Below are 18269 nucleotides of genomic sequence, written 5' to 3'. Positions count from 1 at the left end.
CAGATGAGTTTCTCCCACTGCTTACATTGATCAACATTCCAGCAAAATGAACTTCTGAACAGAACAGCAGTCTGCTTTTTATATTCTCATGAATTAATGAAATATAGTTATGGATAGAAGCTCTGCTGGTATCAGTGGTCAATACGCAAGATCAGGCAATGATTACCACCAATCGGATAACCAGGCCGCTTCTTCACGGCGTGGACGATATAGATATGCCACAGTCAGACAATGGGATAACCCCTCCCGCACGGCCCCGGTGCGTCATGAATTTTACCATTCTTCTGTCACACGCTCTTCTCAACATCTACAGTACCGCTCAGTAAACCCTGCTCAGGATTTTAATGCTCTCATCAAACAGGAAATAATGGATGACCTGGTGAGTAAATCTTATCGTTTCGGTCATCGCTATGATGGGAGAGATCACGGCGTGTATGCCAGTTCAATTAAAAAATACACGTCAGCGTCTAAAAGACCGTTAAATCGAGCGGAACAAAGCCAGCTGATGCGTTTGCTGCAAAATTTTACTGCAACACGGAGCTGGAATTGGCGAAGCCTGACGACCACACTTCACTCATTTGACTTCAGCGGGTGTTTTTACCGCCCATAACCCCATAGATGAGCGTGTCAAGCATACTCAAGTTGCCTTATTGTCAACACTACTTGATGCAATAATATTCAAGTGCAACCAAAAACCTGAAGCCACCTATGTTAGAGCCCAGGAAATCGCCAACCTGCTGTGGGCCATGGCGAAACTGGTAGACAGCGGGCAGGAGCGAAAACCAGGGCTCAACGAGGCTGTGGCCGCACTGTTGCCCCACGTGAACACACAGAAGGACCAATTTATTCCTCAACATATTGCCAACCTGCTGTGGGCCATGGCGAAACTGGTGGACAACGGGCAGGAGCGGACACCAGGGCTCAATGAGGCCGTGGCCAGGCTATTGCCCTACGTGAACGCACAGAAAGCTCACTTTAAACCACAGGAAATCGCCAACCTGATGTGGGCCATGGCGAAACTGGTGGACAACGGGCAGGAGCGGACACCAGGGCTCAATGAGGCCGTGGCCAGGCTATTGCCCTACGTGAACACACAGAAAGCTCACTTTAAACCACAGGAAATCGCCAACCTGATGTGGGCCATGGCGAAACTGGTGGACAACGGGCAGGAGCAGACACCAGAGTTCAACGAGGCCGTGGTCGCGCTGTTGCCCCACGTGAACGCACAGAAAGAACAATTTAATGCCCAGGGTGTCACCAACCTGCTGTGGGCCATGGCAAAACTGGTGGATAACGGGCAGGAGCAGACGCCAGAGCTCAACGAGGCTGTGGTTGCGCTGTTGCCCTGCGTGAACGCACAGAAAGCTCACTTTAAACCACAGGAAATCGCCAACCTGCTGTGGGCCATGGCGAAACTGGTGGACAACGGGCAGGAGCAGACACCAGAGTTCAACGAGGCCGTGGCCGCGCTGTTGTCTCGGGTAAACGCACATAAAGACCGATTTGATGCACAGGGTATTACCAACCTGCTGTGGGCCATGGCGAAACTGGTGGACAACGGCCAGCAGCGGACACCAGGGCTCAACAAGGCTATAGTCGCCCTGCTACCCCACGTGAACATACATAAAGCTCACTTTAAACCACAGGAAATCGCCAGCCTGCTCTGGGCCACGGCGAAACTGGTGGACAACGGGCAGGAGCGGACACCGCTGCTCAAAGAGGCCGTGGCCGCGCTGCTGCCACTCGTGAACACAGCGAAAGCTAACTTAAAACCACAGGAAATCGCCAACCTGCTGTGGGCCATGGCGAAACTACTGGACAACGGGCAGGATACACCAAAGCTTAAAGAGACCGTGGCCGCGCTGTTGCCACACGTGAATGCACAGAAAGATAACTTTACACCACAGGCTATCGCCAACCTGCTGTGGGCCATGGCGAAACTGGTGGACAACGGGCAGGAGCGAACACCAGAGTTTAACGAGGCCATGGCCGCGCTGTTGGCACGCGTCACACGGAGAAAGCTAACTTTAAACCACAGGAAATCGCCAACCTGCTGTGGGCCATGGCGAAACTGGTGGGCAATGGGGAGTGGACTTCAGAGCTCAACGAGGCCGTGGCCGCGCTATTGCGCCACGTGAACACACAAAAAGCTAACTTTAAACCACAGGAAATCGCCAATCTGCTGTGGGCCACGGCGAAACTGGGTGAGTTCGTTGAGCTGAACATGGTTACCTCTATGTTCGAATCGCTTGTTTACCGAATCAGTGAAACCCCTCAGCTCTCACAGCAAAACATTTTGATGTCTCTCTGGGGAGTCATGGTTTGCTGTGCCAGGTTGTCTCTAGACTCCAATAACAATAACTGGCTTGAAAAACACATGGATGAGCTGTTTACTCGTCTGAAAAATACATCCTCAGACAATGAAGAGGAGCAACGCATCATTGCCATGGCCGCCAGTTGGCTTGGGAGAGCGTGTCCAGTCGTCCCCAATTACCTGACAAACATTTCAAAAATCCAGGCCGACTTTCGCAATCAACTCCAATCATGCATTCCCTCTTTGCAGATTGAAGAAGAAAAGAGTCTGAACTCATTGCCTCCGGTTGACCTGCTACTGCCGGATCACAACATGGTAATTGAAGTTCAGGGGCCCTCTCATTACGTGGGTGGTGATTTCACCACCAGGAATGGTTCGACGCTGCTGAAAATAGCACTGTTGCAAAAAGCAGGATTTGAGGTCATTGAAATTCCGGCTAACAGGCTCTTGACTCAGGATTCAATGAAACCATGTATTGATCAAATAAAGTCCAGGATAGGCTTCCCGCCACAGGGGCATGGCTCTGTATCACTTAAAAGAGGGTGGGCAGATCAGGCATACATTACTGCTGATAAAGGCAGGCAACCCTCAGATCATGGTTACTTGACTGGCGAAGAACCTTCAGAAGAGCAAACCGGCAACCCAGCAAAGAGGAAGAGAAAAAACAGCCAGTAATCCCCTCCTTTCGCCCCGGGAACCGTTTTCAAATTCCAGGGAAGGTCTACCAGCGTTGAAGATCTGTTGCCCATGAATTTCGCCTCAAATGAACTTCTGAACAGGACAGCAGTCTGCTTTTTATATTTCCATGAATTAATGAAATATAGCTATGGATAGAAGCTCGACTGATATCAGTGGTCAATACGCAAGATCAGGCAATGATGACAACCAACCGGATGGCCAGGGCACTTCTTCACGGCGTGGACGATATAGGCATGCCACAGTCAGACAATGGGATAACCCCTCCTGCACTACCCCGAGGCGTAATGAATGTTACCATTCTTCTTTTACACACTATTCTCAACATCTAGAGTACCGTTCAGTAAACCCTGCTCAAGATTTCAATACCCTCATCAGACAGGAAATAATAGATGGCGTGCTAAGTAAATCTTATCGTTTCGGTGATCGCTATGATGGGAGAGATCACGGCCTGTATGCCAGTTCAATTAAAAAATACACGTCAGCTGCTAAAAGACCGTTAAATCGAGCGGAACAATGCCAGCTGATATGTTCCCTGAAAAATTTTACCGCAACGCGAAGCTGGAATTGGCGAAGTCTGACGACAACACTGCATTCATTTTCTTCAGCGGGTGTTTTTACCCCTCACAGACCCTTGGATACGCGTGTCAAACTTACTCAAACAGTCTTATTGTCAACATTGCTTGATGCAATAATATTCAAGTGCAACCAAAAAACTGATACCAGCTATATTGGTGCCCAGGGTGTCGCCAACCTGCTATGGGCCCTGGCAAAACTGGTAGACAGCGGGCAGGAGCGAAAATCAGGGCTCAACGAGGCTGTGGCCGCACTGTTGCCACACATAAACGCACAGCAAGACCCATTTATTCCTCAGCATATTGCCAACCTGCTGTGGGCCATGGCGAAACTGGTGGACAATGGGCAGGAGCGAACACCAGTGCTCAATGAGGCCGTGGCCGGGCTTTTGCCCCTCGTGAACGCACAGAAAGCTAACTTTAAACCACAGGAAATCGCCAACCTGCTGTGGGCCATGGCGAAACTGGTGAACAACGGGCAGGAGCAGACACCAGAGTTCAACGAGGCCGTGTCATCGTTGTTGCCCCTGGTGAACGCACAGAAAGACCAATTTATTCCTCAGCAGATCGCCAACCTGCTTTGGGCCATGGCGAAACTGGTGGACAATGGGCGGAAGCAGACACCAGGGCTCAAAGGGGCTATTGCCGTGCTGTTGCCCCTGGTGAACGTACAGAAAGACCAATTTAATGCCCAGGGCATTACCAACCTGCTGTGGGCCATGGCGAAACTGGTGGACAACGGACACGAGCTGACGCCGGGGCTCAAACAGGCCGTGGCCGCGCTATTGCCCCACGTAAACGGACAGAAAGACCAATTTAATGCCCAGGGCATTACCAACCTGCTGTGGGCCATAGCAAAACTGGTGGATAACAGGCATGAGTTGACACCTGGGCTCACAGAGGTCGTGGCCACACTGTTGCCCTTCGTGAACGCAAAAAAAAACCAATTTATTCCTCAGAATATCGCCAACCTGCTGTGGGCCATGGCAAAACTGGTAGACAACGGGCAGGAACAGACACCAGAACTCAACGAGGCCGTGGCCGCACTGTTGCCCCACGTGAACGCACAGAGAGCTCACTTTAAACCACAGGAAATCGCCAACCTGCTGTGGGCCATGGCGAAACTCGTGGACAACAGGCAAAAGCGAACACAAGAACTCAGCGAAGCGGTGGCTGCGCTGTTGCCCCACGTGAGTACACAGCAAGCAAACTTTACACCACAGGGTATCGCCAACCTGCTGTGGGCCATGGCAAAACTGGTGGACAATGGGCAGAAACAGACACCAGAACTCAACGAGGCCGTGGCTGCGCTTTTGCACCACGTGAGCGCACAGAAAGACCAATTTATTCCTCAGCATATCCCCAACCTACTGTGGGCCATGGCAAAACTGGTGAACAAGGGGCAGGAGCGAACGCCGGGTCTCAAAGAGACCATCGCCGCGCTTTTATCCCACGTGAACGCACAGCAAGACCAATTTACTCCTCAGCTTATCGCCAACCTGCTGTGGGCCATGGCGAAACTGGTCGACAACTGGCAAGAGCAAACACCAGGGCTCAACAAGGCCTTGGCTTCGCTGTTACCCCACGTAAACGTACAGAGAGACCAATTTAATGCCCAGGGAATCGCCAACCTGCTTTGGGCCATGGCGAAACTGGTTGATAAGGGGCTGGAGCGAACACCACAGCTCAAAGAGGCCGTCGCCACGCTTTTGCCCTTCGTGAACGTACAGAAAGACCAATTTATTCCTCAGCATATCGCCAACCTGCTATGGGCCGCGGCAAAACTGGTTGATAAGGGGCTGCAGCTAACACCACAGCTCAAAGACGCCGTGGCCACGCTGTTGCCCTTCGTGAACGTACAGAAAGCTAGCTTTAAACCACAGGAAATCGCCAACCTGCTATGGGCCACAGCGAAACTGGTGGACAACGGGCAGGAGTGGACACCACAGCTCAAAAAAGCCGTGGCCGTGCTGTTGCCACAAGTGAACACAGAGAAAGCTAACTTTAAACCACAGGAAATCGCCAACCTGTTGTGGGCCATGGCGAAGCTGGTGGGCAACGGGCAGGAGCAGACACCAGGGCTCAAAGAGGCTGTGGCCGCGCTGTTGCCTCGCGTGAACGTACAGGAAGACCAATGCATTCTTCAGGCTATCACCAATCTGCTCTGGGCTATGGCGAAACTGGTGGACAACGGGCAGGAGCAAACACCAGAGCTCAAAGAGGCCGTGGCCATGCTGATGCCGCAGGTGAGCGCTCAGAAAGCTAACTTTGAACCACAGGGAATCACCAACCTGCTGTGGGCCATGGCGAAACTGGTGAACAACGGACAGGAGCGGACACCAGAGTTTAACAAGGCTGTGGCCGCGCTGTTGCCACACGTCAATCCAGAGAAAGCCAGCTTTAAACCACAGGAAATCGCCAACCTGCTGTGGGCCATGGCGAAACTGCTGGACAACGGGGAGTGGACATCAGAGCTCAACGAGGCCGTGGCCGCGCTGTTGCGCCACGTGCACACACAGAAAGCTAACTTTAAACCAAAGGAAATCGCCAATCTGCTTTGGGCCACGGCGAAACTGGGTGAGTCTGTTGAGCTGAACATGGTTACCTCTATATTTGAATCGCTTGTTTACCGAATCAGTGAAAACCCTCAACTCTTACAGCAAGACATATTGATGTCTCTCTGGGGAGTAATGGTTTGCTGTGCCAGATTGTCTCTGGACTCCAATAACAATAACTGGCTTGAAAAGCACATGGATGACCTTTTTACTCGTCTGGAAAACCACTCCCCGGACAATGAAGAAGATCAATCCATCATTGCCATGGCCGCAAGCTGGCTTGGGAGAGCGTGCCCGGTTATCCCCCATTACCAGACTACCATGTCAAAACGTCAATCCGAGGTTCGCGATCAACTCCAATCATACTTTCCCTCTTTGCAGATTGAAGAAGAAAAGAGTCTGAACTCATTGCCTCCGGTTGACCTGCTACTGCCAGATCACAACATGGTGATTGAAGTTCAGGGACCCTCACATTACGTGGGTGGTGATTTCAACACCAGGAATGGTTCGACGCTGCTGAAAATCGCACTGTTGCAAAAAGCAGGATTTGAGGTCATTGAAATTCCGGTTAACAGGCTCTTGAATCAGGATTTAATGAAACCATACATTGATCAAATAAAGACCAGAATAGAGTTCCCGCCACAGGGGCTTGGCTCTGTATCACTTAAAAGAACGTGGGCAGATGCCGCATACGTTACTGTTGATAAAAGCAGTCAAACCTCAGATCACGGTTACTTAAGAACAGAAGAACATTCAGGAGTGCAAACCGGCAAACCAGCAAAGAGGAAGAAAACAAACAGCCAGTAATCCCCTCCCTTCCCCCCCAGGAACCGTTTTCACATTCCAACAAAATGAACTTATGAACATAACCGCAGTCTGCTTTTCATATTTCCATGAATTACTGAAGTATAATTATGCATAGAACCTCGGCTGGTATCAGTGGAAAACACGCAAGATCAGGTAATGATGACAACCAGCCGGATAACCGTACCGCTTCTGCAAGGCGCGGACGATATAGACAGTGTACAGTCAGACATCGGAATAATCCCCCCCGCCCTGCCCCGGGGCACAATGAATTTTACCATTCTCCTGGCGCATGCCCTCCTCAAAATCTACAGCGCCGTTCAGTAAACCTTGCTCAAGATTTTAATGCGCTTATCAAACAGGAAATCGTGGGTGGCCTGGTGAGTAAATCTTATCGTTTCGGTGATCGCTATGATGGGAGAGATCACGGCCTGTATGCCAGTTCAATTAAAAAATACACGTCAGCTGCTAAAAGACCGTTAAATCGAGCAGAACAAAGCCAGCTGATATGTTCCCTGAAAAATTTTACCGCAACGCGAAGCTGGAATTGGCGAAGTCTGACGACAACACTGCATTCATTTACTTCAGCGGGTGTTTTTACCCCTCATAAACTCATGGATGAGAGTGTTAAGCGTACTCAAGCTGCCTTAATGACAACGCTACTTGATGCAATAATATTCAAGTGCAACCAAAAGCCTCACGCCAGGGATATCGATGCCCAGGGTGTTGCCAACCTGCTGTGGGCCATCGCGAAGCTGCTGGACAACGGGCAGGAGCGGACACCGCAGCTCAAAGAGGCCGTGGCCGTGCTGTTGCCACAAGTCAACCCAGAGAAAGCTAACTTTAACCCACAGGAAATCGCCAACCTGCTGTGGGCCATGGCGAAACTGGTGGACAAAGGGCAGGAGCGGACACCAGAACTTAAAGAGGCCATGGCCGTGCTGTTGCCCCTCGTGAACGCACAAAAAAACCAATTTATTCCTCAGGCTATCGTCAACTTACTGTGGGCCATGGCAAAACTGGTGGACAATGGGCAGGAACAGACACCAGAACTCAGCAAGGCTGTGGCCACGCTGTTGCCTCACGTGAACGCACAGAAAGCTAACTTTAAACCACAGGAAATCACCAACCTGCTGTGGGTCGTGGCGAAACTGGTGGACAACGGGCAGGAGCGGACACCAGGGCTCAAAGAGACCGTGGCCACGCTGTTGTCCCAAGTGAGCCCACAGAAAGACCGATTTATTCCTCTGCATATCGTCAACCTGCTGTGGGCCATGGCGAAACTGGAGGACAACGGGCTGGAGCGAACACCAGTGCTGAACGAGGCCGTGGCCGCGCTGTTGCCCCACATAAACGGACAGAAAGACCAATTTAATACCCAGGGCATCGCCAACCTGCTGTGGGCCATGGCAAAACTGGTGGACAACGGGCAGGAGCAGACACCAGAACTTAACGAGACTGTGGTCGCACTGTTGTCCCTCGTGAATTCACTGAAAGACCAATTTATTCCTCAGCATATCGCCAACCTGCTGTGGGCCATGGTGAAACTGGTGGACAACGGGGAGTGGATACCAGAGCTCAACGAGGCCGTGGCCGCGCTGTTGCGCCACGTGAACACACAGAAAGCTAACTTTAAACCAAAGGAAATTGCCAATCTGCTGTGGGCCACGGCGAAACTGGGTGAGTTCGTTGAGCTGAACGTGGTGACCTCTGTGTTCGAATCGCATGTTTACCGAATCAGTGAACACTCTCAGCTCTTACAGCAAGACATATTGATGTCTCTCTGGGGAGTAATGGTTTGCTGTGCCAGATTGTCTCTGGACTCCAATAACAATAACTGGATTGAAAAGCACATGGATGACCTGTTTACTCGTCTGGAATACACCTCCCCAGACAATGAAGAAGATCAATCCATCATGGCCATGGCCGCCAGTTGGCTTGGAAGAGCGTGCCCGGTCGTCCCTCATTACCCGACTACCAGGTCAAAACCTCAAGCCGACTTCCGCAATCAACTCCAATCATGCATTCCCTCTTTGCAGATTGAAGAAGAAAAGAGTCTGAACTCACTGCCTCCGGTTGACCTGCTACTGCCAGATCACAACATGGTGATTGAAGTTCAGGGACCCTCTCATTACGTGGGTGGTGATTTCCACACCAGGAATGGTTCAACGCTGCTGAAAATCGCCCTGTTGCAAAAAGCAGGATTTGAGGTCATTGAAATTCCGGTTAACAGGCTTTGGCATCAGGATTTAATGAAACCATACATTGATCAAATAAAGACCAGGATAGGCTTCCCGCCACAGGAGCAGATGAGTTCCTCCCACTGCTTAGAGACTGTTGTAAAAGTTACTGACCATTAACTCAGGATAAAAAACTCAACGTCGTCTATAACTACAGTATCTGATTAGTTTAAGGAGGATAATTATGTATCCATCCGACCTGACCAATGACGAGTGGGCAATCCTCAAGCCTCTATTCCCTGACCCTGGCTATGATACTCCAAAAAATGGGCGACCACGCGACTGGAGTTATCGTCTGATATTGAATGCCATATTCTATCTCACTAAAACAGGCTGTCAGTGGCGAATGCTGCCTTCTGACTTTCCACCATGGAGTACTGTCTACACCTATTTTCGAATCTGGAAACAAGATGGCACATGGAAGAAGGTGCATGATGCTCTTCGTGACCAGGTGCGAATTCAGGCGGGCAAAGAGCCACAACCAACAGCAGCAAGCATTGACTCCCAATCCGTGAAAACCTCGGTAAAAGGGGGGGATCGAGGCTATGATGGCGGGAAGAAAATAAAAGGCAGAAAACGTCATATAGCTGTTGATACTCTTGGCCTGATTCTGGTGGTATGGGTACACGCAGCCGCATTTAGTGATAGTTTTGCAGGTCAATTCATACTGGCTCACCTTAAGAAATACTTTAAAAACATCCGGAAAGTCTGGGCTGATTGTGGCTACCGGGGTTACCTTGAAGAGTGGTTTTATCGCTTCAAACCCAAAAGGGAACTTGAAATCACAAAACGCCCACGGGGAAAGTTTGTCGTTCAAGCCAGGCGCTGGGTTGTGGAGAGAACCTTTGGCTGGTTTGAAGGATCCAGACGTTTATCTAAAGACTATGAACAGCTGCCAAGGAGTTCAGAAGCCTTCGTTTATATATGCATGATTCGCATAATGCTACGAAGGTTTAAGTAGTTTTAAAACAGCCTCTTAAATTGATCAACATTCCAGCAAAATGAACTTTTGAACAGAACCGCTGTCAGCTTTTTAAATTTTCATGAATTAATGAAATATAGTTATGGACAGAAGCTCTGCTGGTACCAGTGGTCAATATGCTAGATCAGGTAATGGTTACAACCAACCGGGTAGCCGTGCGGCGTCTTCAAGGCGTGGGCGATATAGGCATGCCACCGCCAGACAATGGAATAATTCCTCCCGCACTGCCCCGGGGCGTAATGTTTACCATTCTTTTGGCACAAGCTCTTCTCAATCTCTACAGAGCCGTTCAGTAAACCCTGCTCAAGATTTTAATGCCCTCATCAAACAGGAAGTAATGGATGATCTGGTGAGTCAATCGGCTCGTTTCGGTGATCGCTATGATGGGAGAAATCACGGCTGGTATGCCAGTTCAATTAAAAAATACACATCAGTTACTAAAAGACCGTTAAATCGAGCAGAACAAAGCCAGCTGATGCGTTTGCTGCAAAATTTTACAGCAACACGGAGCTGGAGTTGGCGAAGCCTGACGACAACACTCCATTCATTGACTTCAGCGGGTGTTTTTACCCCTCATAAACCCATGGATGAGCGTGTTAAGCTTACTCAAGCTCACTTATTGTCAACACTACTTGATGCAGTCATATTCAAGTGCAACCAAAAAACTCAAGCCAGGGATGTTGATGCCCAAGGGGTCGCCAACCTGCTGTGGGCCATGGCAAAACTGGTGGACAACGGGCAGGGGCAAACATCAGAACTCAAAGAGGCCGTGGCCGCGCTGTTGCCACACGTGGATGCACAGAAAGACAAATTTATATCTCAGCATATCGCCAACCTGCTGTGGGCCATGGCGAAACTGGTAGACAACGGGCAAGAGCTAACAACAGGGCCCAAAAAGGCCGTGGCCGCGCTGTTGCCCTTTGTGAAGACACAAAAAGAACAATTTAATGCCCAGGGTATCGCCAACCTGCTGTGGGCCATGGCGAAACTGATAGACAACGGGCAAGAGCTAACAACAGGGCCCGAAAAGGCCGTGGCCGAGCTGTTGCCCTATGTGAAGACACAAAAAGGACAATTTAATGCCCAGGGTATCGTCAACCTGCTGTGGGCTATGGCAAAACTGGTAGACAACGGGCAGGAGCGGACACCAGAGCTCAAAGAGGCCGTAGCCGCGCTGTTGCCCTATGTGAAGACACAAAAAGAACAATTTAATGCCCAGGCGATCACCAACCTGCTTTCGGCCATGGCGAAACTGGCGGACAACGGGCTGGAGCAGACACCAGGGCTCAAAGAAGCCGTGGCCGCGTTGTTGCCCTACGTAAACACAAAGAAAGCTAACTTTAAACCACAAGAAATCGCCAACGTGCTGTGGGCCATGGCGAAACTGGGGGATAACGAGCACAAGTGGACAACCGGGTTCAACGAGGCCGTGACCGCGCTTTTGCCCCATGTGATCGCACAGAAAGACCAATTTATTCCCCAGCATATTGCCAACCAGCTGTGGGCCATGGCGAAAGTGGTGGGCAACGGGCTGGAGCAGACACCAGCGCTCAAAAAAGCGGTGGCCGCGTTGTTACCCCATGTGAACACTCAGAAGGAGGAATTCATTCCTCAGCATATCGCCAACCTGCTGTGGGCCATGGCGAAACTGATGGACAAAGGGCAGAAGTGGATACCGGGGCTCAAAAAGGCTGTGGCCGGGCTGTTGCCCCACGTGATCTCACAGAAAGCCAAATTTGAACCACAGGGTACCGCCAACCTGTTGTGGACAATGGCGAAACTGGTGGACAAAGGGCAGAAACAGACGCCGAAGCTCAACGAGGCCGTGGCTGCACTTTTGTCCAACGTGAACGCACAGAAAACTCACTTTAAAACACAGGAAATTTCTAACCTGCTGTGGGCCACGGCCAAACTGGTGGACAATGGGCATAAGCCGACAACAGAGTTCATCGAGGTCATAGCCGAGCTGTTGTCCTGCGTGAACGCACAGGAAGACCAATTGATGCCTCAGCATATCGCCAACCTGCTGTGGGCCATGGCGAAACTGGGTGAGCTCTTTGAGCTGAACGTGGTTACCTCTATGTTTGAACCGCTTGTTTACCGACTCAGTGAAAACCCTCAGCTCTCACAGCAAGACATATCGATGTCTCTCTGGGGAGTAATGGTGTGCTGTGCCAGATTGTCTCTGGACTCTAAAAACATTGACTGGCTTGAAAAGCACATGGATGACCTGTTTACTCGTGTGGAAAATACCTCCTCAGACAATGAAGAGGATCAACGCATCATTGCCATGGCCGCCAGTTGGCTTAGGAGAAAGTACCCGGTCTTCCCCCATTACCCGACTAGCAGCTCAAAACGTCAATCCGAGGTTCGCCATCTACTCCAATCATGCTTTCCCTCTTTGCAGATTGAAGAAGAAAAGCGTCTGAACTCACTGCCTCCGGTTGACCTGCTCCTGCCAGATCACAACATGGTGATTGAAGTTCAGGGACCGTCTCATTACGTGGGTGGTGACTTCAAAACCAGGAATGGTTCGACTCTGCTGAAAATCGCACTGTGGCAAAAAGCAGGATTTGAGATCATTGAAATTCCGGTTGACAGGCTTGACAATCAGGATTCAATGAAACCATACATTGATCAAATAAAAACCAGGACAGGGATCCCGCCACAGGGGAATGGCTCTGTATCAATTAAAAAAAGGCGGACAGATGAGGGATACGTTACTGCTGATGACAGACAACCCTCAGATCACGGTGACTTTACCGCCGAAGAACAGTCAAAAGAACAAACCGGCAAACCAGCCAAGAGGAAGAAAAAAAAGCGAGTAACCCCCTCCTCTCGACCCAGGAACCGTTTTCACATTCCAGCAAAATGAACTTCTGAACAAAACCACAGTCTGCTTTTTATATTTCCATGAATTAATGAAATATAATTATGGACAGAAGCTCTGTCGGCATCAGTGGTCAACACGCAAGATCAGGTAATGGTTGCAACCAACCAGGTAACCATACGGCGTCTTCAAAGCGTGGGCAACATAGGCATGCCACCGTCAGACAATCGAATAATTCCCCCCCCCACTGCCCCGGGGCCTAATGTTGACCATTCTTCTGGCACCCCCCCTTCTCAATCTCTACAGCGCCGTAAAGTAAACCCTGCTCAAGGTTTTAATGCCCTCATCAACAGGAAAAAATGGATGATCTGGTGAGAGCATCGGATCGTTTCGGTCATCGCTATAATGGGAAAAATCACGGTCAATTTGCCAGTTCGATTAAAAAATACACGTCAGCGTCTAAAAGACCGTTAAATCGAGCGGAACAAAGCCAGCTGATGCATTTGCTGCAAAATTTCACCGCAACGCGGAGCTGGAATTGGTTAAGCCTGACGACAACACTTCACTCATTTACTTCAGCGGGTGTTTTCACCCCTCATAAACCAATGGATGAGCGTGTTAAGCATACTCAAGCTCGCTTATTGTCAGCACTACTTGATGCAATCATATTCAAGTGCAACCAAAAAACTCAAGACGAGGATGTTGCTGCCCAGGGGGTCGCCAACCTGCTGTGGGCCATCGCAAAACTATTGGTCAACGGGCACAAATGGACACCCGAACTCAACGATACCGTGACCGCATTGTTGCCTTGCGTTAACAAACAGAAAGCCCAATTTACTCCTCAACATCTCGTCAACCTGCTGTGGGCCATGGCGAAACTGGTAGACAACGGGCAGAAGCGGACACCGGGGCTCAAAGAGGCCGTGGCCGCGCTGTTGCCAAAAGTGAAAGAACAGAGAGCAAATTTTGAACCACAGGGTACCGCCAACATGCTGTGGGCCATGGCGAAACTGGTGGTCAACGGGCAGAAGCAGACACCAGAACTCAAAGAGGCCGTAGCCGCGCTATTACCAGAAGTGAAAAAACAGAAAACAAATTTTGAACCACAGGGTATCGCCAACCTGCTGTGGGCTGTGGCGAAACTGGTGGACAACGGCCAGGATCAGACACCCGGGCTCTACATGGACGTGGCCGGGCTGTTGCCCTATGTGAAGGCACAAAAAGAACAATTTAAAGCCCAGGGAATCGCCAACCTCCTATGGGCCATGGCGAAACTGGTGGGCAACGGGCAGGAGCGGACACCCGATTTCAACTCGGCTGTGACCGCGCTTTTGTCCCAAGTGGACATAAAAGCTAACTTTAAACATCAGGAAATCACCAACCTGCTGTGGGCGATGGCGAAACTGATGGACAACGGGCAGGAGCGGACACCAGAGTTCAACAAGGCCCTGTTCGCGCTGTTGACCTTCGTGAACGCACAGAAAGACCAATTTATTCCTCAGCATATCGCCAACCTGCTATGGGCCATGGCGAAACTGGTGGACAACGGGCAGGAGCGAACACCAGAGTTTAACCAGGCCATGGCCGCGCTGTTGCCACGCATCAACACGGAGAACGCTAACTTTAACCCACAGGAAATCACTAACGTGCTGTGGGCCATGGCGAAGTTGGCAGACAACGGGCTGGAGCAGACACCAGGGCTCGAAGGAGCTCTGGCCGCGTTGTTGCCCCATGTGAACGCTCAGAAGGAGCAATTTAATCCTCAAAATATCGCCAACCTGCTGTGGGCCCTGGCAAAACTGATGGACAAAGGGGAGTCGACACCTGAGCCCAACGCGGTCATTGCCGGGCTGCTGCACCAGGTGAACGCACAGAAAGCCAATTTTAAACCACAGGGTATCGCCAACCTGCTGTGTACCATGGCGAAACTGGTGGACAACGGGCAGGAGCGATCACCAGAGTTTAAGGAGGCCATGGCCGCGCTGTTGCCACGCATCAACACGGAGAAAGCTAACTTTAAACCACAGGAAATCGCTAACGTGCTGTGGGCCATGGCGAAACTGGCGGACAACGGGCTGGAGCAGACACCAGGTCTCAAAGAAGCTGTGGCCGCGTTGTTGCCCCATGTGAACGCTCAGAAGGGGCAATTTATTCCTCAGCATATCGCCAACCTGCTGTGGGCCATGGCGAAGCTGGTGGACAAAGGGCTGGAGCAAACTCAAGAGCTCAAAGAAGCTGTGGCCGCACTGTTGCTCCACGTGAATGCACAGAAAGACCAATTTAATGCCCAGGGTACCGCCAACCTGCTGTGGGCCATGGCGAAACTGATGGACAACGGGCTGGAGCAGACACCAGGGCTCAAAGAAGCTGTGGCCGCGTTGTTACCCCATGTTAACGATCAGAAGAAGCCATTTATTCCTCAGCATATCGCCAACTTGGTACGCCCGGCATGGGCATGAACTGATGGGGTGAAAGTCCCCTGTGGGAGAACCTACATCTGACTGGCGGTAAAGACGCCTGCTGATGACAACCACTAGCTTAAGGCAAGTGCAGTCCCGCGAGGGGCTGTGCGGAGGCAGTCTGAGTGCAAAGGTGCGAGCCGACGTACAGAAATCGCATACAAGGCTGAGTCTCTGGGCGAGTGAGCCAAGGATCACAAAGCCCTCTGGTTCGTGAGACACGGTAAATGCGGCGGTTGTGCACTGAAAGTCCATGTTCTTATCCGGGGAGATCTGTTCAACATGCGATTGGTAAGTTCCCAGTTCTCAGCCACTGGTTACAACAGGCTCGGCGAACAGTGACTCATCATCCTGTTCGAGCAAACCCGATGGCAACCAATAGCGCCAGCAGAGGTAACCCTGCGTGGTGATTGGACAGAAGTCAGCAGAGGCCATAGTAGCTGTACGACAAAAGTCATTAATGGACGGGAAGTCGTCAGCGAAGGGCCGAACATCGATGACAAAGAGGAGACTGATTCCCTCAGGGCGATGCAGCCGTCCGGCGACTCACCGTACCTGGCGACAGAATCTTTGACCAGCTTTGAACCATGATCTACTAAATTGCGTACTTGAACCGGCTAATCTGGCAAGCGCATGGAAACAGGTCAGAAGCAACAAGGGTGCTCCGGGTATCGATGGAGTCACCATTGAAGCTTATCCAGACTTTGCCAAACAGCATTGGCCTTCAGTGCGTCAAGCCTTATTGGACGGAACCTATCAGCCGTCACCCGTGCGCCGGCATGTAATAGAAAAGCCGGACGGCGGTGAACGCTTGCTGGGAATCCCAACCGTGATCGACAGGGTCATACAGCAGGCCATTGTGCAGGTGCTGACGCCTGTCTTTGACCCGGGATTTTCCCCAAACAGCTTTGGCTACCGACCGGGACGGTCAGCACACGACGGAGTCCGTCAGGTTAAGCAGTTGATCAACGGGGGGCTACATTACGCCGTTGACGTTGATCTGAGTAAATTCTTTGATACGGTTAATCACGACGTTTTGATGTCGAGGGTCTCCCGTAAGGTCCGCGACAAACGCCTTCTGAAACTGATTGGTCGCTACCTGCGCTCCGGAGTCATGATTGAGGGCAATGTCTACCCGACCAGGGTTGGCATGCCACAGGGTGGGCCTTTATCACCCTTGCTGTCTAATGTGGTCCTCGACGAACTCGACAAGGAGCTTGAATATCGGGGTCATTGCTTTGCAAGATACTGTGATGATTTTGTGATTCTCGTCAAAAGTCAGCGTGCAGGGGATCGGGTGATGCACAGCATTACCCAATTCATTGAACGCAAATTGAAACTGAAGATTAACTCCCGGAAAAGTAAAGTTGTGAAAGCAACAGAAAGCGAATTCCTGAGTTTCACCTTCACAGGGAAGAAAGTTCGCTGGGCCCAGAAGTGTCTGGACCGATTCAAATACCGGATACTCAAGTTGACCAGTCGTCGCTGGGGTGTCTCAATGCAACATCGGTTACGCAAACTGGCGCAATATATCCGGGGTTGGATGGGGTATTTTCGGTTATCGGAATATTACCGACCAATTCCCCTGCTGGATCAATGGATACGTCGGCGAATCCGTTGCTGTTTTCTGAAGCAATGGCGCAAGCCAAAAACCCGTTTCAAGAATCTGGTCAGGTTAGGCGTTGATAAAGTGAACGCCGCCAAGATCGCAGCCAGCAGCAAAGGGTATTACCGTCTGAGTAAAACTTATGCGGTACAACAGGCACTGAATAACAATTACCTCGCGAAAATTGGGCTTGTTTCATTGAAAGACTTATGGATCAGGTTTCACCATCATCGTTGAACCGCCCGGTGCGGACCCGCATGCCGGGTGCTGTGGGGAGGGCTGGAGAAAGACCAGCCCTTACCCGATTTGTGGGCCATGGCGATGCTGGGTGAACTCGTTGAGCTGAACCTGGTTACCTCTACGTTCGAATCGCTTGTCTATCGAATCAGTAAAAACCTTCAGTTTTCTAATAAGGAAGAGATATCGATGTCTCTCTGGGGAGTCATGGTATGCTGTGCCAGGTTGGCTCTAGACACCAATGCCAATAAAAATAACGTGCTTGAAAAGCACATGCGTGAACTGTTGACTCACCTGGAAAATACATCGCCAGATAAAGAAGAGGATCAATCCATCATGATCATGGCTGCAAGTTGGCTTGGCAGAGACTGTCCGGTCGTTCGCCATTACCAGAAAAACAGTTCAAAAACCCAGGCCGACTTCCGCGATCAACTCCAATCATCTATCCCATCTCTGAAAATTGAAGAAGAAAAGAGTCTGAAATCATTACCTCCGGTTGACCTGCTCCTGCCAGATCACAACCTGGTGATTGAAGTTCAGGGACCGTCTCATTACGTGGGTGGTGATTTCAACACCAGGAATGGTTCGACTCTGCTGAAAATCGCACTGTGGCAAAAAGCAGGATTTGAGGTCATTGAAATTCCGGTTAGCAGGCTTGACAATCAGGATTCAATGAAACTATGCATTGATCAAATAAAAATCAGGATAGGGATCCTGCCACAGGGGCATGGCTCTGTATCACTTAAAAGAGGGTGGGCAGATGCGGCATCCATTACTGCTGATGACAGACAACCCTCAGATCACGGTTACTTAACCGCCGAAGAACAGTCAAAAGAACAAACCGGCAAACCAGCCAAGAGGAAGAAAAAAAAGCGAGTAACCCCCTCCTTTCGACCCCGGGAACCGTTTTCACATTCCAGCAAAATGAACTTCTGAACAAAACCACAGTCTGCTTTTTATATTTCCATGAA

11 protein-coding genes are annotated in these 18269 nt (G+C 50.6%); all 11 read left to right on the top strand.

The genetic code is table 11. From position 1 onward, the window contains the following. Nucleotides 1-109: 109 nt before the first annotated feature. The 11 genes from O3276_RS02730 (at nucleotide 110) to O3276_RS02680 (ending at nucleotide 18234) form a co-directional block, all read left to right on the top strand. A complete protein-coding gene (locus O3276_RS02730) occupies nucleotides 110-610 on the top strand; it encodes a hypothetical protein (protein WP_269674257.1) in 501 nt (166 codons plus the stop codon). Beyond that, on the top strand, nucleotides 579-2138 hold the full coding sequence (locus O3276_RS02725; RefSeq protein ID WP_269674256.1) for a DUF1601 domain-containing protein: 1560 nt from the start codon (nucleotides 579-581) through the stop codon (nucleotides 2136-2138). The genes O3276_RS02730 and O3276_RS02725 overlap by 32 nt, the downstream gene beginning before the upstream one ends. Further along, nucleotides 2063-2989, top strand: coding sequence for an RAP domain-containing protein (locus tag O3276_RS02720; RefSeq protein WP_269674255.1), 927 nt, complete (start codon nucleotides 2063-2065; stop codon nucleotides 2987-2989). The genes O3276_RS02725 and O3276_RS02720 overlap by 76 nt, the downstream gene beginning before the upstream one ends. A 151-nt stretch (nucleotides 2990-3140) precedes the next feature. Then, a complete protein-coding gene (locus tag O3276_RS02715; RefSeq protein WP_269674254.1) occupies nucleotides 3141-6947 on the top strand; it encodes an RAP domain-containing protein in 3807 nt (1268 codons plus the stop codon). A 107-nt stretch (nucleotides 6948-7054) separates the two neighbouring features. After that, nucleotides 7055-9304 (top strand): RAP domain-containing protein, encoded by a 2250-nt coding sequence (locus O3276_RS02710; protein ID WP_269674253.1) that lies wholly within the window; start codon nucleotides 7055-7057, stop codon nucleotides 9302-9304. A gap of 64 nt (nucleotides 9305-9368) precedes the next feature. Continuing rightward, nucleotides 9369-10145, top strand: coding sequence for an IS5 family transposase (locus tag O3276_RS02705; RefSeq protein ID WP_269671653.1), 777 nt, complete (start codon nucleotides 9369-9371; stop codon nucleotides 10143-10145). A 103-nt stretch (nucleotides 10146-10248) separates the two neighbouring features. After that, nucleotides 10249-13041 (top strand): DUF1601 domain-containing protein, encoded by a 2793-nt coding sequence (locus tag O3276_RS02700; protein ID WP_269674252.1) that lies wholly within the window; start codon nucleotides 10249-10251, stop codon nucleotides 13039-13041. 59 nt (nucleotides 13042-13100) lie between these two features. Beyond that, nucleotides 13101-13259: a hypothetical protein gene (locus tag O3276_RS02695; protein WP_269674251.1), complete on the top strand. Its 159-nt coding sequence runs from the start codon at nucleotides 13101-13103 to the stop codon at nucleotides 13257-13259. Between the two features lie 96 nt (nucleotides 13260-13355). Next, the gene (locus tag O3276_RS02690) at nucleotides 13356-15455 is read left to right on the top strand and encodes a DUF1601 domain-containing protein (RefSeq protein ID WP_269674250.1); all 2100 of its coding nucleotides are present in this window, start codon (nucleotides 13356-13358) and stop codon (nucleotides 15453-15455) included. Nucleotides 15456-16035: 580 nt separating this feature from the next. Then, nucleotides 16036-17298, top strand: a complete 1263-nt coding sequence (gene ltrA / locus O3276_RS02685) for a group II intron reverse transcriptase/maturase (protein WP_269672318.1) — start codon at nucleotides 16036-16038, stop codon at nucleotides 17296-17298. A 27-nt stretch (nucleotides 17299-17325) separates the two neighbouring features. Beyond that, the gene (locus O3276_RS02680; RefSeq protein WP_269674249.1) at nucleotides 17326-18234 is read left to right on the top strand and encodes an RAP domain-containing protein; all 909 of its coding nucleotides are present in this window, start codon (nucleotides 17326-17328) and stop codon (nucleotides 18232-18234) included. Nucleotides 18235-18269 lie beyond the last annotated feature (35 nt).

Source organism: Endozoicomonas sp. GU-1, assembly GCF_027366395.1.
Lineage (GTDB): Bacteria > Pseudomonadota > Gammaproteobacteria > Pseudomonadales > Endozoicomonadaceae > Endozoicomonas.
This window is presented reverse-complemented; position numbering and strand designations above follow the sequence as displayed.

Excerpts from the sequence above, each read along its gene's own strand:
- O3276_RS02730 (WP_269674257.1), top strand. The coding sequence starts at position 110 with ATGGATAGAAGCTCTGCTGGTATCAGTGGTCAATACGCAAGATCAGGC.
- O3276_RS02720 (WP_269674255.1), top strand. The coding sequence starts at position 2,063 with ATGGCGAAACTGGTGGGCAATGGGGAGTGGACTTCAGAGCTCAACGAG.
- O3276_RS02715 (WP_269674254.1), top strand. The coding sequence starts at position 3,141 with ATGGATAGAAGCTCGACTGATATCAGTGGTCAATACGCAAGATCAGGC.
- O3276_RS02710 (WP_269674253.1), top strand. The coding sequence starts at position 7,055 with ATGCATAGAACCTCGGCTGGTATCAGTGGAAAACACGCAAGATCAGGT.
- O3276_RS02705 (WP_269671653.1), top strand. The coding sequence starts at position 9,369 with ATGTATCCATCCGACCTGACCAATGACGAGTGGGCAATCCTCAAGCCT.
- O3276_RS02700 (WP_269674252.1), top strand. The coding sequence starts at position 10,249 with ATGGACAGAAGCTCTGCTGGTACCAGTGGTCAATATGCTAGATCAGGT.
- O3276_RS02695 (WP_269674251.1), top strand. The coding sequence starts at position 13,101 with ATGGACAGAAGCTCTGTCGGCATCAGTGGTCAACACGCAAGATCAGGT.
- O3276_RS02690 (WP_269674250.1), top strand. The coding sequence starts at position 13,356 with ATGGATGATCTGGTGAGAGCATCGGATCGTTTCGGTCATCGCTATAAT.